Genomic DNA, 23,821 nt, shown 5'->3' with positions numbered 1-23,821 from the left:
GGTGCGCAGAACGGCCCGCCACGGTCACCTCCCCAGCGTCCGTGGCGAGCCGGTGCACCGACCGTAGGTGCTCACCTCGGCACGCTGCACGCAGGTGTCGGCGGGTTGCGCCCCGTGACGGTCCGTTACGGCGGAGCGCTCAGCGGTCTGCCGTCAGCGGTCGAGTGGACTCGCACCGTTGACGAGCAGGTCGGCGACGATGCGGCGCTTGTGCACGCGCGGGTTGTGCGACGCCAGGGTGCGGGCGTTCCGCCAGTGCCGGTCGAGGCCGAGCGAGCGGAACGTCCCCGAGGACCCGAGCGCGTCGAACACGAGCGTCGTCGCGTCGAGCACGGCGTCCGTGACGATGGTCTGGGCGCGCGCCACCGCGACCCAGCTGCGCTCGAGCGCCGCACGCAGCATCGGGTCCGTCGACGGGTCCGCACCGGCCGCACGCAGGGCTGTGTGCCGGTCGACAGCCGCGTCCACCGGGCCGAGGCTCGCGGCGAACGCGGCGTCGGCGGCGTGCACCCGGGCGTCGACGGTGCCGATCACGCCCAGCAGCTCCGGATCGTGGGTCGGATCCGCCGCGGTGCCGTTGTGGTGTCCGCGCGCCCGGGACCGCAGCGCCTCGACGCCCTCGCGCAGGGCAGCTCGGCCGATGCCGACCAGGATCGCGTGCATCACCGTCTGGTAGTACTGCTCCTGGTACGGGTACCGGGTCGCGTACGGCAGCACCCGCTCGTCGGGCACCGGCACGTCGGTGTAGGTCACGCTCCCGCTGCCGGTGATCCGCTGGCCGAAGCCGTCCCAGTCGTCGCCGATCAGCACACCGGGGTCGGAGGCGTCGACGAGCGCGACGGACTTCGCGCCGGTGTCGTCGACCGCCAGCACCGTGATCCACCGGGCGTACACGCTGCCCGTCGAGTAGAACTTCCGACCGGTCAACCGCCAGGACCCGTCCGGGTCACGGACGATCCGCGTGGTGAGGTCGACCCCGGTCGTGTTCGGCGACTCGCTCCACCCGCCGCCGACGAACTCGCCGTCGCCGAGCCGCGTGACGATCGCACGGTCGAACGCGGTGCCCTCGGCGTGCACGCGGTCCTCGACGAACGAGAAGTGGTTCCGCCACACGTGCGCCAGGTTCGGGTCGACCTCGGCGATCTCGGCGATCGCCCGGAAGACGTCGGACAGACGGGCACCGACCCCGCCCCACGCGACCGGCGTCCGCCACCGTGCGAAGCCGGCGTCGACGAGCCAGCCGAGCTGCTCCGTGGCGAGACGCTCCTCACGTTCCCGTTGGCGGGCGTCGAGACCGATCCGCTCGATGACGGGCCGGAGCGGCGCGATCAGCGCGTCGTAGCGGTCGTCGGCCGGGAGCTCACTCGGACACATGGCGGCACGCTACCCAGGTGCGCGCGGCGAGCGGCAGGGCGCCGCAACGCGGGGCAACCGAGCGCAACCGGACGTCACACGATGCGCGGACGGCCTCACCACACGATGCGGGCGAACTCCTCGCGGAGCCGTCGGGCCCGGCCCGGGTTGACCTGCTCGACCCACCCGATGCGCCCGAGCAGGTGCGCCCGGAACTCCGGGTGTCCCGCACGGTTCTGCGAGGCCGGCCCGTGCACCGCGGCGTTGTGCAGGACGGCGTGCAGCCGGTCGACCTCGCGGCGCCCGGGCGAGGTCCGCTCGTTGACGACGACGCCCGTGACCGACTGCCGGACCCCACGGCGCCGCACCCGGGTCTTCGACGGGTTGAGGCGGTGCCCCTGCTCGGTCACGATCCGGTCGACGCCCCGCAGGAATGCGTCCGGCCGTGCGGCGAGCTGGTCGCCCCCGCTGAACGTCAGGTCGTCGGCGTAGCGGGTGTACACCGCGTCGACGGCGCCGGCCCACCCGGCCAGCCGGGCGTCGAGGTGCCGGAGCGAGGTGTTCGCCAGCGCGGGCGACGTCGGTGCGCCCTGGGGCAGGTGCGCCGTCGCCAGCGCCTGGCGGAGCGCGTGGCGTTCCTCCGGCGAGCCGCCGACGGGCATCGTGCTGAGCACGTGCACCGGAACACGGTGTGTGCACAGCCCGGTCAGCACGTGCGCGAGCGGTTCAGCGAACCCGGCCTGCCGGAAGACGCCGTAGACCGTCGGGGCGCTGACACTCGCGAAGAACGTCGTGAGGTCGGCGGTGACCACGACCTGCTGGCCGGTGTGCACGGCCGCTCCCGTGACGACGCTCCGCCCGGCCACGAACCCGTGCGCGGCGTCGTGCACGGGCAGCATCGTCAGGAGTTCGTCGAGGATCGTCCGTTGCGTGCGGCGGAGCATGTCCATCGGCTTCTCGAGCAGGCGCGGTGCGCGACCGGGTCGGGTGATCCACTCGTGTCGGTAGTGGTGGAGCGGGCTCGAGGGCCCGGAGCGACGGTTCCACGCGCGGGTGTCGGCGAGCCAGAGCAACCGGCCGACGGTGAGGTCGAGTGCCCGGGCGAGCTCGGGCAGGGTGTCGACGAGCAACGGACTCGCGGTCTCCGGACGGGCACGCACCGCGGTGGCCCGGCGCACGAGCACGCGGACCGGCCGGCGGTCCTCGCGCGACCGGTGCAGCGCCACGAGCCGGGGCGCGACGGCCAGCACGGCGGCGAGCTGGCGCGGAGCGTCCACCGGTGGCCGGGGGTACGCCTCGAGCGCGGCGGCGACCGCGAGCCCGACGTACGCGCGCTCGACGCCGACGACCACGTACCCGACGGCCGTCAGCTCGTCCGCCTCCCACCGCTCGGCGGTGAGGAACGCGTCGGCCAGCGCCGCGGTGACGACGGAGCGGGGCGTGGGGTTCCCGGAGGACCTGTCGGTGCCTCCGTGCAGCGGCGCGCGCGGAGCGCGCTCGCCTGCTCGGGGCGTGTCGTCCTGCTGGTCCTGCGTGCCCCGGGGTGACCCCGGAGAGGTCGACGCGTCACGCGCGCCGGCCGCCTCCCCCGGGAACTCCACGCGCTCACCCTACGGCTGGCCCCCGACGCGCGCACCACCCCGGTCCGTGCCAGGATCGCCGGATGGTCTCGTACTTCCTGAGCCACGCCGAGGTCGTCGTGGAACCCGCCGAGCCGATCGAGTCGTGGGGGCTCTCCGCAGCGGGACGCGCACGCGCAGCGCGGTCGGGTCTGCTGGCCTGGGAGCCGGGCGTCCGGACACTCGTGTCGAGCACGGAGCGCAAGGCCGTCGAGACCGCCGAGCTGCTCGGGGCCGCGGTCGGGCTCGTGCCCGCGCAGGATCCCCTGCTCGGCGAGATCGACCGCAGCGCGACGGGCTACCTGCCGCCGCAGGAGTTCGAGGGTGTCGTCGACCGGTTCTTCGCGGAGCCGACCCGATCGGTCCGCGGATGGGAGCGGGCCGTCGACGCCCAGGCCCGCATCGTCGGAGCGGTCCGGCGGCTCACTGCGGCGGGCGACGCCACCATCGTGTCCCACGGTGCCGTCGGGGCGCTGCTCCTCGCCGACCTGACGGGAGCGCCGGTGTCACGCGCGCTCGACCAACCCGGCATGGGCAGCGTGTTCGCGTTCGATGCGCGGGCGTGGCGGGCGACGATCACCTGGCAGCGCGTGCCCTCAGGCTGACGCGCACGCCGACCGGTGCGCCCGCGGCCGGTGCGCGTGCATGTTCCGACGATCCACTCGTTGATCAACGGGTGGATCGTCGTCTCATGCGCACGCATCGAGTGCGCGTGCATGTTCCGACCAACCACGAGTCGATCACCTCGTGGAATGTCGGACGATGCACGCGCAGCGAACGACATCGAGGACGTCGTACCGCTCACCGCGACCGCGACACCGCTCAGACGGGCAGCCGCTCCCCCGCCTCGACCGCGACGTCGAGCCGGTTCTCGGCCGGCGGCAGCGGGCACGTGGCGTGCGCGGTGTACGCGCACGGCAGGTTCGTGGCGCGGTTGAAGTCGATCCGGGTCGCGCCGGCGGCATCCGGGGCGGCGATGTCCAGGCTCCGGTTCGCGGCGTAGGTCGTGACGCCACTGGTGCGGTCGGTGAACAGGACGTGCAGACCGTCGCCGTGCCCGTTGAACGCGAGGAGCGACCGCGGCCCGTCGAGGTCGAAGGTGAGGACGCCCGGGGCCGAGTACACGTGCTGCAGCCCGTCGACGACCGAGCCGACGGTGACCTCGCGCGGTTCGTCGAACGGTTCGAAGTGCGCGTCGACGACGAACCGGTCCGACGGCTCGTACGTCGGGGTGCCGGGGTACTTGGTCCGGGTCGGGTTGCCCGGGTGCCGGGGCCGGATGACGTCACTGCCGCCACGACGGGCGACCTCGATCACGACGGTCTCGTCGCCGTCCTGCCACACGACGTTCGTGCTCGAGCGCTCGGGCAGTGGTCCGAAGCGGTGGGTGCCGGTGACCGGCTGCCCGTCGACCGTGATGGTCTCGCCGTCCGCGAGCTCGACGACGGGGCCGTCCTCGCCCGTCGACCACGTGCCCGGGGCGTCGTCGAACCGCTCGGGCGTGCTCGTCAGCCACCGGATGCTCGTGATGGCGAGGAAGCCGTGTTCGCTCGCCCGGGCTCGTTCGTGGTCGTCGTGCCAGGCCGCCCACTCGGTGGCGGATTCGAGTGCGGTCGGCGTCGTCGTGCTCATGCCCCCGACGCTACGACGCCCGGGCCGCGAACGCGACGTCCCCGTCGCGCGACGTCACGTGCACGGCCGACCCGAGGCCCTGGACGGTCCCGCTCACCAGGGGTGGGCGATGCTGCGGACGTGCACCGGGCCTCCCGGTCGACGCCCCGTACCGACGCCGGCGCCGCGGCCGACGGGGGCAGGCACGGCGAGGTCGGCCTGCAGCACCGCGCAGGCGGCGCCACGGGCCACCGAGGCCTCGCCGAAGGCGGTCGCCGCGACCGTCGGGAACGGCCCGTTCGGCAGCCGGACCGCGAGCCGCTCGCGGACGGCAGCGATGAAGACGTCGCCGCCGGCGAGGGCCGCGCTGCCACCGATCACGACGCGTGGCACGTCGAGCAACTCGACGACGTGGGCGAGCGCGGATCCGAGGGCGGCGCCGGCCTCGGCGACCAGCGGCGCTGCGGACGGCGTCGCGCAGAGCCGCTCGAACGCGTGCCGGACGTCGCTGGCGCGGCCGAGCGGGATGCCCCTGCGGAGCAGCCCGGCATCGATCCCGCGCCGGACTTGCTGCAGGGGCTGGCAGGCTTCCCAGACCTCGGTCCAGCGCCCGTGGGCTTCGACGGGCATGCCACCGAACTCGCCGGCGTTGCCGGTCGCGCCGCGGACCACCTCGCCCGCGGCGACCGTCGCGGCGCTGATGCCGTGGCCGAGGAACACGGAGACCAGGTCGTCGGCGCCGGCAGCGGACCAGACCTCGCCGAGGGCGCTCGCGACGCCGTCCTTCTCGAGCCGCACGGGCAGCCCCGTCCGGGCGGCGAGCTCGTCGGTGACCGGCAGCGACCACCAGGCGGGCAACTGCGCCGGGGTGCCCATCCGGACGCCGTCGGGGTCGATCGAGCCGGGGACGGCGAGGCCGATGCCGGCAGGGGCGGGCACGCCCGTGCGCGAGCGGGCCCGACTGCCGTCGCCACGGACCCGGTGCACCGCCGCCGCCATCGTGTCGAGCGTCCGCGCCGGGTCGTCCGTCGCGTCCAGGTCGACGTGCTCGACGGCCAGCACGGCGCCGGTCAGGTCGGTGCGCACGACGACGAGGTGCGCCGGGTCGAGGTGGACCCCGATCGCCGACCGCGACCCCGCGACGACCTCGAGTCGTCGCCCGCCGCCCGGTGCTTCGCGCACGAGTCCCGCTGCCACGAGTCCGGCCGCGATGTTCGACACCGTCTGCGCGCTGAGCCCGGTCGCACGCATCAGCTCGGCGCGGGCGAACGGTCCCCGGCGACGGACGAGATCGAGCACCAGCGCACGGTTCTGGACCCCGACGCGCACGAGGTTCGTGCCGCCCGTTCTGCCCTGCACCACGGTGTCAGGAAGGGGTTGACGCGGCTCGGACATGGTCCCTAGCATCTCTGGTCATACGAATTTGTCAATCAATTGGATTGAAACCGCGACGGTGCGATCGGTTCGCCCGTCCGACGACGGATTCGCCCGTGCCACACCGGCGTGGCACGGGGTCGGAAGGGACGCTCGTGACGACGACCGCACGATCCGGAACCACTGCACCACCACGGACGCGCACGGGCGGTGACGTCGCGGTCCGTCGGCGACCACGCGAGAAGCATCCGTGGACCCCGGCCGAGAAGCGTCGGCTGCGCGTCGGCATCGCGTTCATCTCGCCGTGGATCCTCGGCGTGCTGGTGTTCATCGCCTACCCCCTGATCTACTCGTTCGCGATCAGCCTGACCCGGTACTCGGGCATGGCCGACATCACCTGGGTCGGGTTCGCCAACTACGTCGCCGCGTTCATCGACCCGCTCGTGCACACCGCGGTCGGCAACACCCTGTTCTACGCCGTCATCGCGGTGCCCGTCGGGATCGTCATCGCCATCGTGATCGCCATCGCGATGAACCAGGACGTCCGCGAGATCGGCTGGTACCGGACGGCCCTCTACATCCCGTCGCTCATCCCGACCTTCGCGCTGGCGTTCATCTTCGTGGTGCTCGTCAACCCGCAGACCGGCCTCGTCAACCAGGTCATGAAGCTCGTCGGGATCCCGGCGACGAACCTGCTCGGCGACCCGACCACGGCGAAGCTCGTCATCGTCGCACTCGCGCAGATGGGTGCCGGCAACGCGGCACTGATCTTCCTCGCCGGGCTGCGCGGGATCCCGAAGACCCTGTACGAAGCCGCTCGCGTGGACGGGGCTGGACCGCTCCGGCAGTTCTTCGCACTGACGCTGCCGCTGCTCTCCCCCGTGATCCTGTTCAACCTGATCACCGGCATCAGCAACGGCCTGCAGGTCTTCACCGAGGCGTACGTGATCTCGTCCGGCACCGGAGGACTCGGCAGCCCGGACAACGGGACGTTGTTCTACATGCTCTACCTCTACAAGAACGCGTTCAGCTACGCGCAGCTCGGGTTCGCCAGCGCCATGGCCGTGCTGCTGTTCCTGGCCGGCATGATCCTGTCCGGGCTCGTGTACTGGCTGTCCAAGCGCTTCGTCAACTACGACGTGACCGGGGAGTGACCGATGACACTGCGCACTGAACGACACCCGGACCGCGACACCGTCACCTCGTCGATCGAGTCCGTCCGGCCCCGCGGTCGCAAGGGGGCCGACGACCGCTCCCGGAACGCCGACGGCTCGATCCGCTCACCGTGGTCGTCCGTCCTCGCCCGCGTGCTCCTCATCGCGATGAGCCTGCTGTTCCTCATCCCCATCTACTGGATGGTCATCTCGGCGCTGAAGGGCAACTCCGAACTCGGCGCCTTCCCGCCCACCTGGTTCCCGCAGTGGCTCGACTGGTCGAACTTCGGCAAGGCGATCGACGCGATGCCGTTCTTCACGTTCTTCCGGAACACGCTCATCATCACGGTCTGCGTGACGCTCTTCTCGATGGTCTCGAACCTCGTGATCGCGTACGGGTTCTCGTGCCTCGAGTGGCGCGGCCGCGACAAGGTGTTCTACGTCGTGCTCGCCACGCTGTTCATCCCGTTCCCCGTCACGCTCATCCCGATGTTCGACCTGTACGCCCGACTCGGCTGGATCAACACCTTCCTGCCCCTGATCGTGCCGAGTCTGTTCGGGTCCGCGTTCTACGTGTTCCTGCTGCGGCAGTTCCTACTGCAGATCCCGAAGGACCTGCTCAACGCGGCGCGGATGGACGGCGCCTCCGAGTGGGGCATCCTCTGGCGGATCGTCTTCCCGCAGGCCAAGGCGGCGCTCGTCACGGTCGGGATCTTCGCGGCGGTGGGTGCCTGGAACGACTTCCTCGGGCCGCTCATCTACCTGCAGGACGAGAACGTGCAGACGCTGTCCATCGGCCTGCAGATCTTCCGCCTCAACAACTCGCAGGACTTCCAGTTCAACCAGCTGATGGCGGCATCGGTGCTCATCATCCTGCCGCTCGTGGTCCTGTTCTTCGTGTTCCAGCGGACGTTCATCAAGGGCGTCCAGATCGGGAGCTTCAAGTGAGCAGCGCATTCGACCGACGAACGTTCCTGCGCGGTGCGGCCGCGACCGGCGGTGCGGGGGCGCTCGCGCTCCTCGCCGCATCGTGCGCCTCCGGCTCGAGCGGCCGGAGCAACCCGAACCAGGTCACGATCTGGGGTGTCACCGGCACGTTCGTGCCGTTCCAGACGAAGGTGATCAAGGACTTCAACAAGATCCACCCCGAGGTCGACGTCAAGGTGAACGTCGTCCCGTCGCAGGGCACCGGCGACGCCACGAGCATCATCACCGCCGTGCGCGGCGGCACCGCCCCCGACCTGTGGCTCCTCGACCGGTTCAGCGCGGCGCAGTACGCGGCGATCGGGCTCATCGAACCGATCGACGACATGATCGAGGAGTTCGAGGACCAGCCGAAGGACGAGTTCCTGGCGCAGTGGCTCGGGTTCACGATCGGCGAGGTCAGCTACCAGGGCAAGACCTACGGCCTCCCCCACGACACCGACGCCCGCGGCATGTTCGTGAACCGGAAGATGCTCACCGGCGCCGGCATCGACCCGGACGAGTTCGACTGGGAGCACAACGGCCCGGTGAGCATGGACCGGATGTGGGACGTCAGCGAACGCATCACGAAGAAGTCCGGTGGCAACTACACCCACATGGGACTGCTCCCCTGGTACGGCGAAGGTTGGCCGTTCACGTGGGGGCTCGGCCTCGGTGCGTCGTACTTCGACCAGCAGGACTCGAAGATGACGATGGACTCGAAGAGCGTCCGCAGCATCTTCGAGTTCTACGAGGACTGGGCGAAGCGGTACGGCTACAAGGACGCCGACACCTTCATCGCGACCTACGAGCCGACCGGGCACCCGCCGGGACAGACCGCGTTCATGGCGGACCGGATGGCGTTCATGGTCAGCGTCCCCTCCACCATCCAGACCTTCGACAACTACGGCCCGAAGGACCTCGACTGGGGCACCGCGTACCTGCCGACACAGCAGGACGGCGGCGACAAGTACACGTGGTCCGGTGGCTTCGCGCTGTGCGTGCCGAAGGGCTCGAAGAAGAACAAGGCCGTGTGGGAGCTCATGAAGTACTTCACGAGCAAGCAGGGCCAGGAGACCTACATGGTGCCGGCCACCAGCGTGCCGTCGAACATCGCGGCGCTCAAGGACCCGAAGGGCTCCGCGAAGTCGATCCGCTTCTTCACCGAGTCGATCGGCGCGTCGACCTGCCGCCCACCGCTGCCCGTCGGCGGCGCGTGGTGGGACTCCCTCGCCGACGCGCGGTCGAGCGTCCTGCTCGGCACCGCGAGTCCGCAGGAAGCCGTCGAGCGGGCGCAGAACCGCGTCGACCCGATGATGCAGACCTACTCGCCGTTCAAGTTGCCGAAGGACTACGACAAGGTCCGGATCTGAGCGGGACCGCTCTGGTCGTCCCCCACGAAAGGAACCACCGACACATGCCCTCCACCCCCTTGCGCGTCGCCGTCCTCGGCTTCTGGCACGTCCACGCCGGCGACTACGCACAGCAGACCGTCGACCACCCCGGCACCGAGCTCGTGGCCGTCTGGGACGACGACACCGAGCGCGGCCGAGCCGGCGCCGAACGGTTCGGCGTCGAGTACACCGACGACCTCGATGCGTTGCTCGCCCGCACCGACGTCGACGCCGTCACGATCACGACCTCGACCGACGTCCACCGCGACGTGATCGAGCGCGCGGCAGCGGCCGGCAAGCACGTCTTCACCGAGAAGCTCCTCGCCCCCACCGTCGAGGAGTGCGACGCGGTCATCGCCGCCTGCGATGCCGCCGGGGTCACGCTCGTGGTCTCGCTCCCGCGGCTCTACCACGGCTACACGGCCGCGATCCGGCGCGAGCTCGACGCGGGCCGCCTCGGCGACGTCACGTACTCCCGCGTCCGGCTCTCGCACGACGGTGCCGTCGCACCGTGGCTGCCGGAGCGCTTCTTCGACCCGGCGACGGCGATCGGCGGCGCCCTCACCGACCTCGGCTGCCACCCCGTCTACCTGACGCAGCTGTTCCTCGGCGCCCGCCCCGACACCGTCGAGGCCGTCTACCGCTCCTACACCGGCCGCGCGGTCGAGGACCACGCCGTGGTCACCGTCGGCTACGCCTCGCAGGCGATCGGCGTCATCGAGGCCGGCTTCGTCGCGGGCACACCGTTCACGATCGACGTGGCCGGCACCCGGGGCTGGCTCGCGTACTCCGACCAGGAGGCCCGGCTCACCGCCGGCGGACCGGCCTACGGCGACGAGCCGGTCACCCTCGACGTCCCCGCCGACGCCCAGGACGCCTTCGGTCAGTGGGTGGACCACATCGCCGCCGACACGCGTGCCGACGACAACCTCGCCCGCGCCGTCGAGCTCACCCGCCTGGTGGTCGCCGCGAACGACGCCGCGGGTCAGCCCGCGACCAGCGACGCCCTCGTCGGCGCACCCGCCTGACCGTCCCAGCAGTCCAGCACCTCGAACCAACAACAGGAGTCACCATGTCCAGCGACATCATCCGCGTCGGCCTCATCGGCGGGGGCGGCATCGCGTCCGCGCACATCGCCGGCTACGCCGAGCACCCCGACACGATCAGCGTCGCCGCGGTCGCCGACGCGTTCGCGGCCACGGCCGAGGAACGCGGGGCGGAGCTCGGCGTCCCGTTCTTCACCGACTACCTCGCCATGCTCGAGCAGGCCGACATCGACGCCGTCGACATCTGCCTGCCGCACCACCTGCACTGCGACGCGATCGTCGCGGCGGCGAAGGCGGGCAAGCACGTGCTGTGCGAGAAGCCGCTGTGCCTGAGCCCCGACGAGGCCGCCGACGTGCAGCGCGCGGTGTCCGAGTCCGGCATCACCCTGATGTGCGCGCACAACCAGCTGTTCATGCCCGCGGTCGCCAAGGCCAAGGAACTCATCGACGGCGGGGCACTCGGCACCGTCTACGAGGTCCGCACCACCGACTCGTTCCGCAACGAGTTCGACCCGTCGAACATGGGGTGGCGTGCCCACGCGTCGACGAGCGGCGGCGGCGAGCTCATCGACACCGGCTACCACCCGAGCTACCTGCTCATGCACCTGGCCGGGGGCGTCCCGGTGCAGGCCACCGCGATGCTGTCCACGCACCGGTTGGCGTTCATGGAGGGCGAGGACTCGGCGCAGGCCCTGTTCCGCTTCGACAACGGCGCCGTGGGCCAGCTCGTGACGAGCTGGGCGTACGACCCGGCCGCCGGCACCGAGCGGTTCAGCGTCGTCGGCGAACACGGCGCCCTGACGAGCGACGGCACCACGCTGCGGTGGGACCTGCGGGACGGCACGAGCGAGTCGGTCACCTTCGACGAGGTCGACACCTTCGCGGCCGAGATCGGCGCGTTCGGGGCGTGCCTGCGCGACGGCACGCGGCCGATCCACACGGAGCGCGAGGGCATCGCGGTGCTCGGCATGATCCTGGCGGCGTACGAGGGCGCCCGGACGGGGACGATCGCCCCGGTGCTGACGGCGGACGAGACCGTCAGCGCCTGATCCGCGCGGATCGCGCACCCGTTTTGCGACGAACCACGAGTCGTTCGACGCGTGGTTCGTCGCAGAACGGGTGCTGACGCACCGCGCCACCGTCGGCACCACGTCAGTGCGTCGCGGGTGCCGCGTTCTCGTCGTCGGCGGCGTGCAGCACCGACTCGGCCTGCCCGATCAGGTGCCGCGCGGCCAGGCTCAGCGACCGCACCCCGACCATGACGACGAGCAGGGTGAGCAGCACGAGCAGCACGGTCGTGGGCACCCACGCCACCGGCAGGTCGAGCACCCGGAACCACTCGATCGCCGCCGTCGCGACCGCCGCAGCCGGGAACACGAACGACCAGAACCCGAGCGAGAACCCGAGCCGGACGTACCGGGGCAGCAGCGCGAGCTGCACGAGGAGCATGAGGACCCCGAGGCCCGCGATGGCCTGCACGGGCAGGGTTCGGGCGTCGTCGGTGAGCGCGAACAGGGACACCGTCGCCACCGCGGGCGGAGCCACGAGGATCGCCATCGTGGGGACGAGCGGGTCGGGCAGTGCGGGGCGGAACGACAACCGGATGAGGAGCAGTCCGGTCATCACGCCCCAGAAGAACACGCCGACGCCGAAGCACGCCCAGGACAGCCAGCCCACACCGACCTCGTGCGTGGCGACGGAAGCGACGAGGGCCGCGGCGACCGTCGGCAGCAGGTAACCGCCGTGCACGGCCTCCAGGGTCAGGCGCCCCTCGAACCACGTGCTCAGCAACCACGCCGCGAACCCGGCAGCGACCGCCACCGCGAGCACCACGAGGACCTGTCCCCCGATCTCCCAGAACCGCGCGAGGTCGACGCCGAGGAGCATCGCCGTCGCGGGGACCAGGGCGGCGATCGGGCCCTGCGCCGGGTGGCGGAGCTGGTCGACCAGGCGTTCGTCGACCCGGACGCCCCGCAGGACGTGCGCGCCGAGCAGCCACGACCACGCCACCGCCGCGACCACCCAGAACACCTGCGGGACGACGGTTGGCACCCCGAGAACGGGTGCCGCGTACGACCACGTCTCCGCGAACCCGGCCAGGCCGAACGGTGCGGCGAGGGTGTTGAGCGGGATGCGGGAGGTCGGGCGTGCGCTGGGCATAGGGGTCCCATTGTCCCCGGCTCGCGTCGTGCCGCGTAACGGAGCCCGGCTCGCAGGCGGCCCGTGGCACATTGGGCCGATGCCCTTCGAGAACAGCGACCACGTCCAGGCCACCACCGCCGGGTCGCTCCCGCGCACGCCGGAGCTCATCGCCGCGAACGCCGCCCGCCCCGTGGGCGCCGACGGCTTCACGCTCGAGACCACCGACGAGGTCCGCGCGATGACGAGCGCGGCCGTCGACGACGTCGTCGCCCGCCAGACCGCCCTCGGCATCACGCAGCCGGGTGACGGCGAGTTCGGCAAGGCGATGTCGAACAGCGTCGACTACGGCGCGTGGTGGGGCTACTCGTTCCAGCGCGTCAGCGGACTCTCGCTCACGGACGCCGACATCTTCACGCAGGAGCCGGTCCGCTCGAGCCCGGGCAACGTCCAGCTGACCAGCTTCCCGGACCGTCGCGACTGGACGATCTTCCGCGAGGCCTACACCGACCCGGCGTCGGGCATCGGCACCGGCAAGAACGCCACCGCCTTCCCCACCACGACCGGCCCGATCGCCTACACCGGGCACGAGGCCGCACGCACCGACGCCGCCAACCTCGGGCACGCCGTCGAGGCCGCCGGTGCCGAGAACGGCTTCATCACGGCACTCTCCCCCGGCTCCGCGGCCCGGGTCGCGAACGAGTACTACGCCACCGACGAAGAGCACATCTGGGCCTGGGCCGACGCCCTGCGCGAGGAGTACCGGATCATCCTCGACGCGGGCCTCGTGCTGCAGATCGACGACCCCTCGATCGCCGAGAACTGGGACCAGATCAACCCGGAGCCGAGCCTCGAGGACTACCGCGCCTTCACCCGCATCCGCGTCGAGGCGCTCAACCACGCGCTCGAGGGGCTCGACACCAGCCGCGTCCGCTTCCACCTGTGCTGGGGCTCGTGGCACGGTCCGCACACCACCGACATCGAGCTCCGCCACATCGTCGACCTGATGCTCGACATCGATGCCGGCGCGTACTCGTTCGAGGCCGCGAACGCCCGGCACGAGCACGAGTGGACCGTGTGGCAGGACGTCACGCTTCCCGACGGCAAGGTGATCGTCCCCGGCGTCGTCGGCCACGCCACGAACGTCGTCGAGCACCCCGACCTGGTCGCGCAGCGCATCGAGCGGTTCGCCTCGGTCGTCGGGCGCGAGCGCGTCATCGCCGGCACCGACTGCGGCCTGGGCGGCCGCATCCACCCGCAGATCGCCGCGGCGAAGCTCGAGTCGCTCGGCGAGGGAGCACGGCGCGCGAGCGCGAAGCTCTTCTGAGCCGCACGTTCCTTCCCAAAACGGCTGCGGTAGCAAGCGAGAACGGGCGTACCTGCCACGAAGATCACGGCAGGTACGCCCGTTTCGGAGCGGTACGCCCGGTTTCGGCAGGCCTCAGGGGCTACCGCCGTGCGCGGCCGAGGACGATCGCGCCGACCGCGGCAGCGCCACCGAGCCACACGAGCGGACGCGTGACGCGCCGTCGCTTCGCGACCCAGCCGCCGTTCGTGGCGTTGCCGGCGTCCGCCGGGGCGTAGAGGTTGCCGTCGGTCGGGTCGCCCTTCCCGCGCAGCGCGAAGGTCTCGACCATCGGCTTCGTGATCTTGTGGAACAGGCCCGGGAACACGTACTGCAGCGGGACGAGCGACGCCTGGATGCGGCCGACGTAGCGGTACCGCTTCGGGTGCGTGGCGGCGGTCACAACGGCACGACCCGCGCGCTCGACCGAGACCGTCGGCGGCAGCGGGTGCGAGTTCTTGCCGGTGTAGTTGGCGCCGTTCTGGTAGATCGGCGTGTCGATCGTCGACGGCAGCAGCGTGGTGAAGCGGATGCCGGTGTGCGCGAACTCGTCACCGAGGACGTCGACCAGGCCGAGCGCCGCGTGCTTGCTCGTGACGTAGGCCGACTGGTAGGGCGCCGACAGCAGCGACTGGATCGAGCCGACGAGCACGTAGGTGCCCGTGCCGCGCTGCTTCCAGTGCGGGAGCAGGTGCGTGATCGCGTTGAGGTGGCCGTAGAGGTTCGTGTCGACGACCCGCTTGAACGCCTCGGTGGGGGTCTGCTCGAACAGGCCGTAGACGAACAGGGCCGCGTTGCCGACGAAGACGTCGATCCGCCCGTGCCGACTCGTCACCGTGCCGATGAGGTCCTCGACCTGGTGCTCGTCGGCGACGTCCGTCGGGATCGCGACCGCATCGGCCCCGAGTGCACGGCACTCGGCGGCGGCGGCCTCCAGGGAGTCGTGGCCGCGTGCGGCGAGCACGAGCGTGGCACCCTGTCGGGCGAACTCGTGCGCCGCGGCCCTCCCGATGCCGCTCGATGCTCCGGTGACGACGACGATCTTCCCGCGGTACCGATGTCCCATGCGTCCTTGGTACGCGCCTGCTGGTCCGTTCCCGCACAGACGGGCCGTACCCCTCGCCCCGGTGCGAGGATGGAGCATGCGCAAGGACGACCTGACCGTCGACGAAGCCACGGTCATCGCCGAACACGCCCGGTCCGGTGCCCTCGAGCTGGACGACCCCGAGGTCCGCAAGGTCGTCGAGCAGGCGAACCGGGTGCTGGTCCGTGCACAGATGTGGGGCGAGGAGCGGAGTCCGAAGCTGCGTCGTCGCCGTCGGTTCATCGCGATCGGTGCGCTCGTGATGGTCCTCGTCTGGGTGGCCGGACTGCTCGTGCCGCTGGCGCTGCGCTTCGGCGTGTAGCCGGAGCCGAGCCGAGACCGGAGACGAAGCGTCGGCCCCCCTCGGTTCAGCGGCCGGTGCGGGCGTTCCGGGCGAGGAGCCAGAGGTACGTGCTGTGCCCGACGAGCGCCAGGCCGAAGAAGATCGCGGCGACGGCGTAGACGCGGTCGAGCTTCCCCTGCCCGATGACGAGCATCACGATGCAGAACGCCACGGCGATCGCCAGCACGCCGACCTGCACGGTCGACCAGATCCGTCGGAAGCGCGGCATGCCCGTCTCGTTCACCCGGCCATTCTCCCCCATGCCGCGCCCGCCGTGCGGTCGCCCGACGTCAGCCCGCGGTACGACGCGGGCGAGGCACGTCGGTACCGTGCTCCGATGTGCTGCCCCGCAGGCCGGACCTAGCGTGCAGGCATGGACACGCACCACCCCACGGCCACCCCCACCAGCACTCCGGCCCGCCCTGCACGCCGACGCCGTCGCCCGCTCCGGATCATCGGCTTCTCGCTCGTCGGGCTCGTCGGCCTCGGCGCCCTCACGCTCGGCGGCACGGCCACCTACGACGCGATCGCGACGGCGGCGGAACGGGACGACATCCGCCCGTACGGCGAACTCGTCCCCGTCACCGGCGGCCGGGTCAACGTCGCCGTCACCGGGTCCGGGGCGTCGACCGTCGTGCTGCTGCCAGGCTTCGGCACGGCATCCCCCGTGATCGACTTCGCCCCGCTCGTCGACCGGCTGCAGGACACGCACCGGGTGGTGGTCGTCGAGCCGCTCGGGTACGGCCTGAGCGACGGCACCGACCGGCCCCGGACCAGCGCGAACATCGTCGACGAGGTGCACCAGGCACTGTCGACCCTCGGCATCGACCGCTACGTGCTCGCGGGGCACTCGGTCGCCGGGATCTACGCGCTCGAGTACACGAACGCGTACCCGGACGAGGTGCAGGCGTTCGTCGGCATCGACAGCAGTGTGCCGACACAGCCCGGCATCGACGAAGCCGTCGGGTCCGGCCTGTTCCGCTTCGTGAAGGCCACCGGGCTCGCCCGTGTGCTCACGGCCGTGTCCGGCGACGCGTACGCCGGGTTGCCCTACACCGATGCGCAGAAGGAGCAGATGACCCTGCTGTCACACCGCACCAGCATGCGCGCGACGTACCTGGACGAGTACGAGCACCTCGGCGCGAACTTCCGGCACGCCCGCAGCCTCGCGTTCCCCGCCGATCTGCCGGTCCGCCTGTTCGTCGTGGGCGACGACCCGGAGGTGCCGGGGTGGGAGCGCCTGCACCGTGAGCAGGCGGCGTCGGTGACCGACGGCCAGGTCGTCCTGCTCGACGGCGGGCACTACCTGCACCACACGCACGCGGCGGAGATCGCCGAGGGGATCGACGCGGTCGCCGACCTCGGTCAGTGATCCCGGAGCGCCTCGACGAGCTCGGCCTTGCGCTTCGACGAGTACCCGGTCAGGCCGATCTCCTTCGCCCGCTTCCGGAGGTCCGCGACCGTCCAGTCGTCGTAGGAGCCGGATTCGCCGCCCTTCTTCCCGACGGCCTCCTCGCCGCGGGCCGCTGCGGCGTTGCTGATCCGCGCAGCCTTCTCCTTCGAGTTGCCCTCCTTGCGGAGCTCCTCGTACATGTCCGGCTTCTTGAGTTGGTTCGGCATGGTGCGTCACGGTACGCGCGGCGGCCCGGCGTCGTTCCGCGCCGGCGGCGGCCCGGCGTCGTTCCGCGCCGGCGGCGGCCCGGCGTCGTTCCGAGCCGGCGGCGGCGGCTCAGCGCTTCTCGGGGTCGTGGCCCCAGTTCATCAACGAGTACCGCCACGGGGTGTCGTGCACGTCACCGTCCGGCCGCTGCTCCGAGTGCCGGGCGACGTAGCCGACCACCTTCCGCATGTGGGCGTGGTCGTCGTCGGTCCGGTCCGCCTCGTGCTTCTCGAGGATCCGGATGACGTGCCGCCCGCTCTCGTGCCCGGTCGACTCACCGCCGCCCGGGGGCTTCTGCCCGACGTGCTTCGACTCGTCGGTGTCGAGCCACTCGCGGAGCTCCGACGGGGTCATGTTCACCGCGTCGGCGAAGTCGCGCTCGGTCTGCTGGTCGTCGTCGTCGTCACTCATGGTCCCGAGGCAACCCCGCGGTCCTGGACGGGTGCGCAGGGCGGATGGCGCTCCGCCGCCGTCCAGCCGGGACGGGTTCCGTGGAGGCACGAGCAGGAAGGAACTCGCATGCCCACCGACCAGTACGAACACGGCGACCCGCGCACCCGCTACCCCGACGTCGAGCCGGAGCCGCAGACGCAGGACGAGCCGGGCCTCCAGTCCGCCATGGACCCGGTCCCCGACCTGGGCGAGACGAGCTACCGGGGCACCGGCCGGCTCGCCGGCCGCAAGGCCCTGATCACCGGCGGCGACTCCGGCATCGGCGGCGCCGTCGCGATCGCGTTCGCCCGCGAGGGCGCCGACGTCGCGATCGCCTACCTGCCGGAGGAGCAGTCCGACGCCGACCACGTGCTCGAACAGATCCGTGCCGCCGGACGCACCGCCGTGGCGATCCCGGGCGACTTGCGTGACAAGGCGTACGCGCAGGAGCTCGTCGACCAGGCCGTCGCCGGACTCGGCGGACTCGACGCCCTGGTGAGCGTCGCCGGCAAGCAGCGCTGGCAGCCGGACGTGCTCGACATCACCGACGACCAGTTCGAGGCGACCTTCGACGTGAACGTCTTCGGGCTGTTCCGCCTCGTCAAGGCGGCGCTCCCGCACCTGGAGCCCGGTGCGACGATCACCACGACGGCGTCCATGGAGGCGTACAAGCCGGCACCCGATCGCCTCGACTACGCGGCGTCGAAGGGCGCGATCAACAACCTGTCGAAGGGGCTGTCGCAGCTGCTCGTCGAGCGCGGCATCCGCGTCAACGTCGTCGCTCCCGGGCCGACGTGGACGGTCCTGCAGCCGAGCGGCGGCGTCGACCCGTCGACGCTGCCCGAGTTCGGCAGCAGCGAGTCGCCGATGGGCCGCGCCGGACAGCCAGCCGAACTCGCACCGGCCTACGTCTTCCTGGCGTCGGACGAGTCGAGCTACGTCGTCGGCGAGACGCTCAACGTGAACGGCGGCATGGTCACGCCCTGACCTGCGCCGCGCGCCGACGGGCAGATCAACCGCGAGGACTGATCCGCGGTACTTCGTGAGCAGAAATGGTCGGGTTCGCTTGCAGCAGCCGACCATTTCTGCTCACGAAGCGCCCCCGGCGCCCGCCGCCGCGGTCGACGCGCACTGCTAGCGTGCAGACGTGTCCTGGGGCCGGCTCTACTTCGCACTGCAGGCCCTCGGCGGCACCGCCTGGTGGATCACCGTCGCGACCGTCCCCGCCGTCCGGATGCTCACGCTCGGCTCGCTGGACCCTGTGGTCGTCGCGGCCCTCGACGTCCCGCTCTTCGTCGTGGCCTCGGCGCTCGCGGCGGTCTCCGCGGGCACGGTCGGACGGATCGCGGCGACCGTCGCCACCGTGTGGACCGCGCTCGTCCTCGCCGGGCTCGCCGTCTGGGCGACCGGCACCGGCGAGGCCGGCTGGGGCGTCATCGTCATGACCGCGGCGACCGTCGGCTCCGTGCTGGCCCTCGCCCTCGTCCTGCTCGGCCGGGTACCGACCGAGTGGTTGACGTCCGGTCCACTGCGGTTCCGCACCGCCGACCCGGGTGCCGCGACGTCACGGCACGTGGTCGCGACGACCGTGCAGATCGTCGTCTTCTGGGGGCTGTTCCTCGGGGTGTTCCCCGTGGCCATCGCCGCGGCCGAGCACCGCTGGCGGCTGCACCCCGCACTGCCCGGACCGGTCGTGACCGCGCTGCTGGTGGTCGGGCTCGTCGTCCTCGCGCTCGCCAGCGCGCTCGGCATCGCGTCGGCCGCGGCGATGTCGACCAAGGGCGCTGGCACCCCGCTGCCGTCCGCCAGTGCGAACCGGTTGGTCGTCGCCGGACCGTACCGCTCGGTGCGCAACCCGATGGCGCTCGCCGGCATCACGCAGGGCGTCGCGGTCGGGCTGCTGCTCGGCTCGTGGATGGTCGTCGTCTACGCACTCGCCGGGTCGATCGTGTGGAACTGCGTCGTCCGGCCGCTCGAGGAAGCCGACCTCGAGGCCCGCTTCGGCGACGACTTCCGCCGCTACGCCGCCCGGGTCCGGTGCTGGGTGCCGCGGTGGCCGATCGCGGCGAGCGTCGGCGGGGTCCCGGTCCCCCTCAGCTCGCCGCGCCGGTGATGTTCACGAGCCACGTGACCCGGAACCGGTCGGTGAGCATCCCGAAGGTGTCGCCCCACGGGGCCGTCGTGAGCGGTTCGATGATCGACGCGCCCTGGGCGAGCCCGTTCCAGTAGTGGGTCAGGGCCTCGTGGTCGTCGCCGCTGAGCGACAACGAGATCGCGCTCTCCGACGGCGTCTCCATGCCCGTCGGCGCGTCCGAGGCCATCAGCAGCAGGCCGTTCTCGCCCTCGAGCTGCCCGTGCATGACCTTGTCGGCGTCGGCGGGGTCCTGGCTCATGCCGGCTTCGCCGAAGGTGCCGATCGTGAGCTCGCCGTGGAACACCGAGTGGTAGAAGTCGAGGGCTTCGCGGGCCCCCGAGCGGAAGCCGAGGTACGGGTTGAGACGCACGGACATGGTGGACTCCTCACGACGGGCGGGCGTCGTCGCCCGCTGCGCGCCCATCGTCGCAGACGCGACGTGCCCGCGGAAGGGCACGGCGCCTCGGACGGGCGTGCGAAGCGGACTGGAGGCACGTGGCGGCGCCGCCCCGCGCCTCCAGGCCGTCAGGCGGTCGCTCTGCGGTCCGCGGCCGGGTCCGCCCCGGCCAGGTCACGGATGCGCTTCGCCGGCACGCCGGCGTAGACGCCGTGCGCCAGCAGGCGCCCGGTGACGACCGCGCCGGCCGCGACGACCACGTCGTGCTCGATGTGCGCGCCGGGCAGGATCGTCGCCCGGCCGCCGATCCACACGCGGTCCTCGATGACGACCGGACGGCCGGTCGCGGTGTCGCTCCACCGGCCGTCGGCGTCGATCGCGTGGTGGCTCGTCATGATGAGGACCTGCATGCCGATCGCGGCGTTCGCACCGATGCTGACGGGCGCGATGGCCTCGATGGTCGTCGCGCGGTTGAAGTAGACGCCTCGCGCGACCGACAGGTTGCGCGGGTCGCCCGTGAGCGAGAAGCCGACGCCGGGGGCCGACTCGGCGTGCGCGCCCGCGGCGTTCAGCAGCAGCCGTCGCACGACCCGCGGCAGGAACGGCGAGCCGAGCAGGGCTGTGAGCAGGACGTGCTCCCGGGCGTGCGCGACGTCCTCGCGGAGGCGTCGGGAGAACGTGGAGGGGACGTGGACGGGGACGGCTGGCGTGGCCATGCGGCCTCCTGGGTTCGGGGGACGGTGCGGGGTCGCACAGCCGAAACGTAGGCGCTGCAGGGCCGCTCGACAACGGACGCACTGGTGGTTGCGCGATCCTTGCGGTATCGCCCGCCGGCCGGCACGACGGCGATCTCACCCGGTCGGTGCGATCCGCGCAGCGCCCGTGCACGCCTACCGTGCTGCGGCTGGGAGGCGACATGCAGGAGTTCGTGAGCGGTCTGGTGCAGAACTCGTCCTTCGGCGCCTGGGACGTGGTCCTCGCCGTCGTCGTCCTGGTCGTCGGGTGGTTCGTGTCCGTGTGGGCCCGGCGGGGCGTCGTCGTGGCGCTGGCGAAGTGGAGCGGACTCGGGCCGAGCGGGACGAACCTCGTGGCGCGTCTCGTGCGCTACTCGATCCTCCTGCTCACGATCGGCATCGTCCTCACCGTGCTCGGAGCGCCGTTGCAGCCGGTGCTCGCCGCGGTGATCATCATCAGTGCCGTCGCGTTCCTGGCCCTGCGCGGGATCGCGGCGAACTTCGGCGCGGGGCTGGTCATCCAGGCCCGACGACCGGTGCGGATCGGCGACTCGATCGAGGTCGAGGGCGTGGCCGGCCGCATCGTCGAGTTGACGGGGCGTTCCGTCCTGCTGGCCACCTCGGACGGCAGGACGATCCGGATCCCGAACACCATGCTGCTCGAGAACCCGCTCTGGAACGCCAGCGAGTCGGGGTCGGTCCGGAGCGAGGTCCGGGCGCGGCTGCACGGGTCACCGGACCTCGACCGGATCTGCCCGGTGCTGCTGGACGCGGTGGCCTCGGTGTCCTCGGTGTCCTCGGTGTCCTCGGTGTCGTCGACGGATCCCGAGGTCTTCCTGCACACGATCACGCCGGCCTGGGCGGACATCACCATCCGGTTCTGGTCCGCGTACGACGACCGCGAGGCCGCCCGGTCGTCGGTGGTGCGCGCGGTCGCGGTGGCGCTCGGCGGGGCCGGCCTGACCTGCTCGGTGTCGTCGGACGGACCGCGGTTCCTGACCGCGCTCGTCGACGCCGTGGACTGACGGTTCTGCGGGGTTGTGCGGGGTTGTGCGGGATCGTGCGGGGTCGTGCGGGGTCGTGCGATCTCACCCGTTCCGGGCGTGCACGTCGACGCGCCGGGCGGTGAGGCTCGTCGCGCAGACCAACGAACAGGAGCGGACCATGGCCGAGCAGCACTCCGGCAAGAACGTGCACGACGTGCGCGACCGCGCCGTCCTCGAAGCGCACCTCGCCGCCTCGCACTCCCGCGACTGAGATGGCGCCCCGACCGGCACCGGTGCCGGCGCGCAGCCGGACCTGGTTCGCACCCACCATCCGCGGGTACGACCGCAGCTGGCTCGGGTCCGACGTCCTCGCCGGCCTGAGCGCCGGTGCGGTCGTCGTCCCCCAGGCGATGGCCTACGCGAGCATCGCGGAGCTGCCGGCACAGGTCGGGCTCTACACCTGCATGGCGCCGATGGCCGTCTACGCCCTGCTGGGCGGGTCGCGTGCGATGAGCGTGTCGACGACGTCGACGATCGCGACGCTCAGCGCCACGACGTTCGTCTCCGCGGGCGTCGCGGTCTCGTCCGACGACGCGCTCCGGGCGCTGTCGACCCTCACCCTGCTCGTCGGGGTCGTCCTCGTCGTCGCCCGGCTGCTCACCCTGGGGTCGCTCGTCGAGAACATCAACAAGTCGACGCTGATCGGTGTCCAGATCGGGGTCGGCGCGACCGTCGCGGTCGGGCAGCTGCCGAAGCTGCTCGGACTCACCGACGACCCGACCGGAGCCGGGTTCATCCGCTCCGCCGTTGCGGTCATCGAGGCGCTTCCCCGTGCACACGGCCCGACGGTCGTGCTGTCGGTCGCCTCGATCGCCGTGCTCCTGCTGCTGCGCCGGTTCGTACCCGCGGTGCCGGGGCCGCTCGTCGTGGTCGCCGGCGGCATCGCTGCCTCGGCCGTCCTGCATCTGACCGACCTCGGCGTCGAGGTCATCGACCCCGTCCCGACCGGTCTCCCGCTGCCCGTGCTGCCCGACCCGACCCTCGTGCCCGCGATGCTCCCCGGTGCACTCGGCATCGCGATGATGGCGTTCCTCGAGTCCGCGGCGGTGGCGCGTGGGATCCGGCAGCCGAGCGAGCCGCCGATCGACAGTGACCGCGAGCTGCTCGCGACCGCCGCGGCGAACCTCGCCGGCTCCCTGACCCAGACGCTGCCGGCCGCCGGCGGGTTCTCGCAGAGCGCGGTCAACCAGCGGGCCGGCGCACGCACGCAGGTGTCGACACTGGTGACCGTCGCGCTCGCGGTGCTGGTCGCGCTCGTCCTCGGACCGGTCCTGGCCCTGATGCCGACGGCGACCCTCGCCGCCCTCGTCGTCACCGCCGTCGTAGGACTCATCGACGTCGCCGCGCTCCGGAGGTTGGCCCGCATCAGCCGACGCGACTTCTGGCTCGCCGTGGTGACCGCGGCGGTCGGACTGACCGCCGGGCTGCTGGCAGCCGTCGTCGCCGGGGTCGCCGGGACGTACTTCCTGGTCCTCCGCGAGCTGCAGCGCGTCCGGCTGGCCCCGGGTCCCGTCGTCGGCAGGACGATCAGCGCACGGATCGAGGGCGCCGTGTACACCGCGAACGTCCTGGCGTACGAGGACGCCGTCCTCCGGCTCGCCGGCGCCGCCAGCGCCGATCGCGTCGACGGCGTCGTCCTCGACCTCTCCCGGATGTACGAAGCGACCGTCACCGTCCTCGACGGCCTCGCCGAGCTCGATCACGAGCTCGCGCGGCGCGGCGTCACACTCCTGCTCGTGGGCCTCCCCGGATCGGCCTGGGAGACCGCGGCACGGACCACGTGGTTCCGCGGACTCGTCGACGACGACAGGGTGCTGCCGACGGTCGACGCCGCGATGACGGCACGGGCCGCACGGGCGGAGCGGGGCGACCCGGATTGAGGCCGCAGGCCCTCACCCGGATGGGGTGAATGTCCTGCACGCGCACGACGATCCCTCGCCTCAGCCGTCCGCCGCACCTATCGTGAGCACTGCAAGCCTTTTCAGGGAAAGGC

Annotated in this window: 24 protein-coding genes; 13 read left to right on the top strand and 11 right to left on the bottom strand. The window is 71.8% G+C overall.

The features are described from left to right. Positions 1–153: 153 nt before the first annotated feature. Both EDF53_RS05640 and EDF53_RS05635 read right to left on the bottom strand, forming a co-directional pair. Positions 154–1,374 (bottom strand): acyl-CoA dehydrogenase family protein, encoded by a 1,221-nt coding sequence (locus tag EDF53_RS05640; protein WP_123292641.1) that lies wholly within the window; start codon positions 1,372–1,374, stop codon positions 154–156. Positions 1,375–1,469: 95 nt separating this feature from the next. Continuing rightward, complete coding sequence (locus EDF53_RS05635; protein ID WP_123292640.1) at positions 1,470–2,954, bottom strand: reverse transcriptase family protein; 1,485 nt, start codon at positions 2,952–2,954, stop codon at positions 1,470–1,472. A gap of 62 nt (positions 2,955–3,016) precedes the next feature. On the opposite strand from EDF53_RS05635, the gene EDF53_RS05630 reads away from it, so the two are divergent. Then, positions 3,017–3,577, top strand: coding sequence for a histidine phosphatase family protein (locus EDF53_RS05630; RefSeq protein ID WP_123292639.1), 561 nt, complete (start codon positions 3,017–3,019; stop codon positions 3,575–3,577). Between the two features lie 217 nt (positions 3,578–3,794). Here the strand turns inward: EDF53_RS05630 and EDF53_RS05625 are convergent, their stop codons facing one another. Together EDF53_RS05625 and EDF53_RS05620 are read right to left on the bottom strand one after the other, a co-directional pair. After that, the gene (locus EDF53_RS05625; RefSeq protein ID WP_123292638.1) at positions 3,795–4,604 is read right to left on the bottom strand and encodes a DUF1684 domain-containing protein; all 810 of its coding nucleotides are present in this window, start codon (positions 4,602–4,604) and stop codon (positions 3,795–3,797) included. Positions 4,605–4,697: 93 nt separating this feature from the next. Then, positions 4,698–5,978 carry an ROK family transcriptional regulator gene (locus tag EDF53_RS05620; RefSeq protein ID WP_185020956.1) on the bottom strand — a complete coding sequence of 427 codons (1,281 nt, stop codon included), beginning with the start codon at positions 5,976–5,978 and terminating at the stop codon, positions 4,698–4,700. Positions 5,979–6,112: 134 nt separating this feature from the next. On the opposite strand from EDF53_RS05620, the gene EDF53_RS05615 reads away from it, so the two are divergent. Genes EDF53_RS05615 through EDF53_RS05595 form a run of 5 tightly spaced genes read left to right on the top strand, consistent with a single transcriptional unit; the run spans position 6,113 to position 11,563 of the window. After that, complete coding sequence (locus tag EDF53_RS05615; RefSeq protein WP_111085648.1) at positions 6,113–7,111, top strand: carbohydrate ABC transporter permease; 999 nt, start codon at positions 6,113–6,115, stop codon at positions 7,109–7,111. Between the two features lie 3 nt (positions 7,112–7,114). Further along, the gene (locus EDF53_RS05610; RefSeq protein WP_111085649.1) at positions 7,115–8,059 is read left to right on the top strand and encodes a carbohydrate ABC transporter permease; all 945 of its coding nucleotides are present in this window, start codon (positions 7,115–7,117) and stop codon (positions 8,057–8,059) included. Beyond that, positions 8,056–9,447, top strand: coding sequence for an ABC transporter substrate-binding protein (locus tag EDF53_RS05605; protein ID WP_185020955.1), 1,392 nt, complete (start codon positions 8,056–8,058; stop codon positions 9,445–9,447). The genes EDF53_RS05610 and EDF53_RS05605 overlap by 4 nt, the downstream gene beginning before the upstream one ends. Positions 9,448–9,491: 44 nt before the next feature. Beyond that, complete coding sequence (locus EDF53_RS05600) at positions 9,492–10,496, top strand: Gfo/Idh/MocA family protein (RefSeq protein ID WP_123292635.1); 1,005 nt, start codon at positions 9,492–9,494, stop codon at positions 10,494–10,496. 44 nt (positions 10,497–10,540) lie between these two features. Continuing rightward, complete coding sequence (locus EDF53_RS05595; protein WP_123292634.1) at positions 10,541–11,563, top strand: Gfo/Idh/MocA family protein; 1,023 nt, start codon at positions 10,541–10,543, stop codon at positions 11,561–11,563. A gap of 103 nt (positions 11,564–11,666) precedes the next feature. On the opposite strand, the gene EDF53_RS05590 is transcribed toward EDF53_RS05595, so the two are convergent. Next, positions 11,667–12,674 (bottom strand): transporter, encoded by a 1,008-nt coding sequence (locus tag EDF53_RS05590; RefSeq protein WP_123292633.1) that lies wholly within the window; start codon positions 12,672–12,674, stop codon positions 11,667–11,669. Positions 12,675–12,753: 79 nt separating this feature from the next. Between EDF53_RS05590 and EDF53_RS05585 the strand changes: the two genes are divergently transcribed. Further along, positions 12,754–13,980: a cobalamin-independent methionine synthase II family protein gene (locus EDF53_RS05585; RefSeq protein ID WP_123292632.1), complete on the top strand. Its 1,227-nt coding sequence runs from the start codon at positions 12,754–12,756 to the stop codon at positions 13,978–13,980. Positions 13,981–14,101: 121 nt separating this feature from the next. Here EDF53_RS05585 and EDF53_RS05580 read toward each other — a convergent pair whose 3' ends face one another. Next, complete coding sequence (locus EDF53_RS05580; protein WP_165900986.1) at positions 14,102–15,064, bottom strand: SDR family oxidoreductase; 963 nt, start codon at positions 15,062–15,064, stop codon at positions 14,102–14,104. A 76-nt stretch (positions 15,065–15,140) separates the two neighbouring features. Between EDF53_RS05580 and EDF53_RS19255 the strand changes: the two genes are divergently transcribed. Continuing rightward, positions 15,141–15,404 (top strand): hypothetical protein, encoded by a 264-nt coding sequence (locus EDF53_RS19255; RefSeq protein ID WP_123672725.1) that lies wholly within the window; start codon positions 15,141–15,143, stop codon positions 15,402–15,404. Positions 15,405–15,450: 46 nt separating this feature from the next. On the opposite strand, the gene EDF53_RS05575 is transcribed toward EDF53_RS19255, so the two are convergent. Then, positions 15,451–15,654: a hypothetical protein gene (locus EDF53_RS05575; protein ID WP_111085656.1), complete on the bottom strand. Its 204-nt coding sequence runs from the start codon at positions 15,652–15,654 to the stop codon at positions 15,451–15,453. A gap of 144 nt (positions 15,655–15,798) precedes the next feature. On the opposite strand from EDF53_RS05575, the gene EDF53_RS05570 reads away from it, so the two are divergent. Beyond that, a complete protein-coding gene (locus tag EDF53_RS05570; RefSeq protein WP_123292630.1) occupies positions 15,799–16,797 on the top strand; it encodes an alpha/beta fold hydrolase in 999 nt (332 codons plus the stop codon). On the opposite strand, the gene EDF53_RS05565 is transcribed toward EDF53_RS05570, so the two are convergent. Next, positions 16,791–17,045, bottom strand: a complete 255-nt coding sequence (locus EDF53_RS05565; RefSeq protein ID WP_123292629.1) for a Rho termination factor N-terminal domain-containing protein — start codon at positions 17,043–17,045, stop codon at positions 16,791–16,793. The genes EDF53_RS05570 and EDF53_RS05565 overlap by 7 nt on opposite strands. Positions 17,046–17,154: 109 nt before the next feature. Beyond that, entirely contained in the window at positions 17,155–17,496 is a 342-nt protein-coding gene (locus EDF53_RS05560; protein WP_123292628.1) for a DUF3140 domain-containing protein, read from the bottom strand. A 108-nt stretch (positions 17,497–17,604) separates the two neighbouring features. Here EDF53_RS05560 and EDF53_RS05555 point away from each other — a divergent pair, with 108 nt between their 5' ends. Both EDF53_RS05555 and EDF53_RS05550 read left to right on the top strand, forming a co-directional pair. Beyond that, positions 17,605–18,504: an SDR family oxidoreductase gene (locus tag EDF53_RS05555; RefSeq protein ID WP_123292627.1), complete on the top strand. Its 900-nt coding sequence runs from the start codon at positions 17,605–17,607 to the stop codon at positions 18,502–18,504. A gap of 160 nt (positions 18,505–18,664) precedes the next feature. Then, positions 18,665–19,630, top strand: coding sequence for an isoprenylcysteine carboxylmethyltransferase family protein (locus EDF53_RS05550; protein WP_260215221.1), 966 nt, complete (start codon positions 18,665–18,667; stop codon positions 19,628–19,630). On the opposite strand, the gene EDF53_RS05545 is transcribed toward EDF53_RS05550, so the two are convergent. Both EDF53_RS05545 and EDF53_RS05540 read right to left on the bottom strand, forming a co-directional pair. Continuing rightward, positions 19,611–20,027, bottom strand: coding sequence for a VOC family protein (locus EDF53_RS05545; RefSeq protein ID WP_123292849.1), 417 nt, complete (start codon positions 20,025–20,027; stop codon positions 19,611–19,613). The genes EDF53_RS05550 and EDF53_RS05545 overlap by 20 nt on opposite strands. Before the next feature lie 149 nt (positions 20,028–20,176). Then, complete coding sequence (locus EDF53_RS05540) at positions 20,177–20,764, bottom strand: DapH/DapD/GlmU-related protein (RefSeq protein WP_123292626.1); 588 nt, start codon at positions 20,762–20,764, stop codon at positions 20,177–20,179. Between the two features lie 200 nt (positions 20,765–20,964). Between EDF53_RS05540 and EDF53_RS05535 the strand changes: the two genes are divergently transcribed. Continuing rightward, entirely contained in the window at positions 20,965–21,807 is an 843-nt protein-coding gene (locus EDF53_RS05535; protein ID WP_123292625.1) for a mechanosensitive ion channel family protein, read from the top strand. Positions 21,808–22,040: 233 nt separating this feature from the next. After that, positions 22,041–23,708, top strand: coding sequence for a SulP family inorganic anion transporter (locus EDF53_RS05530; protein ID WP_123292624.1), 1,668 nt, complete (start codon positions 22,041–22,043; stop codon positions 23,706–23,708). Positions 23,709–23,821: the final 113 nt, after the last annotated feature.

It is taken from the genome of Curtobacterium sp. PhB78, from assembly GCF_003751685.1.
GTDB lineage: Bacteria > Actinomycetota > Actinomycetes > Actinomycetales > Microbacteriaceae > Curtobacterium.
This window is presented reverse-complemented; position numbering and strand designations above follow the sequence as displayed.

Coding starts and splice junctions, on each gene's coding strand:
- EDF53_RS05555 (WP_123292627.1), top strand. CDS start 17,605: ATGCCCACCGACCAGTACGAACACGGCGACCCGCGCACCCGCTACCCC.
- EDF53_RS05570 (WP_123292630.1), top strand. CDS start 15,799: ATGGACACGCACCACCCCACGGCCACCCCCACCAGCACTCCGGCCCGC.
- EDF53_RS05590 (WP_123292633.1), bottom strand. CDS start 12,674: ATGCCCAGCGCACGCCCGACCTCCCGCATCCCGCTCAACACCCTCGCC.
- EDF53_RS05595 (WP_123292634.1), top strand. CDS start 10,541: ATGTCCAGCGACATCATCCGCGTCGGCCTCATCGGCGGGGGCGGCATC.
- EDF53_RS05600 (WP_123292635.1), top strand. CDS start 9,492: ATGCCCTCCACCCCCTTGCGCGTCGCCGTCCTCGGCTTCTGGCACGTC.
- EDF53_RS05625 (WP_123292638.1), bottom strand. CDS start 4,604: ATGAGCACGACGACGCCGACCGCACTCGAATCCGCCACCGAGTGGGCG.
- EDF53_RS05535 (WP_123292625.1), top strand. CDS start 20,965: ATGCAGGAGTTCGTGAGCGGTCTGGTGCAGAACTCGTCCTTCGGCGCC.
- EDF53_RS05560 (WP_123292628.1), bottom strand. CDS start 17,496: ATGAGTGACGACGACGACGACCAGCAGACCGAGCGCGACTTCGCCGAC.
- EDF53_RS19255 (WP_123672725.1), top strand. CDS start 15,141: ATGCGCAAGGACGACCTGACCGTCGACGAAGCCACGGTCATCGCCGAA.
- EDF53_RS05630 (WP_123292639.1), top strand. CDS start 3,017: ATGGTCTCGTACTTCCTGAGCCACGCCGAGGTCGTCGTGGAACCCGCC.
- EDF53_RS05640 (WP_123292641.1), bottom strand. CDS start 1,374: ATGTGTCCGAGTGAGCTCCCGGCCGACGACCGCTACGACGCGCTGATC.
- EDF53_RS05610 (WP_111085649.1), top strand. CDS start 7,115: ATGACACTGCGCACTGAACGACACCCGGACCGCGACACCGTCACCTCG.
- EDF53_RS05530 (WP_123292624.1), top strand. CDS start 22,041: ATGGCGCCCCGACCGGCACCGGTGCCGGCGCGCAGCCGGACCTGGTTC.
- EDF53_RS05575 (WP_111085656.1), bottom strand. CDS start 15,654: ATGCCGCGCTTCCGACGGATCTGGTCGACCGTGCAGGTCGGCGTGCTG.
- EDF53_RS05540 (WP_123292626.1), bottom strand. CDS start 20,764: ATGGCCACGCCAGCCGTCCCCGTCCACGTCCCCTCCACGTTCTCCCGA.
- EDF53_RS05565 (WP_123292629.1), bottom strand. CDS start 17,045: ATGCCGAACCAACTCAAGAAGCCGGACATGTACGAGGAGCTCCGCAAG.
- EDF53_RS05545 (WP_123292849.1), bottom strand. CDS start 20,027: ATGTCCGTGCGTCTCAACCCGTACCTCGGCTTCCGCTCGGGGGCCCGC.
- EDF53_RS05580 (WP_165900986.1), bottom strand. CDS start 15,064: ATGGGACATCGGTACCGCGGGAAGATCGTCGTCGTCACCGGAGCATCG.
- EDF53_RS05620 (WP_185020956.1), bottom strand. CDS start 5,978: ATGTCCGAGCCGCGTCAACCCCTTCCTGACACCGTGGTGCAGGGCAGA.
- EDF53_RS05585 (WP_123292632.1), top strand. CDS start 12,754: ATGCCCTTCGAGAACAGCGACCACGTCCAGGCCACCACCGCCGGGTCG.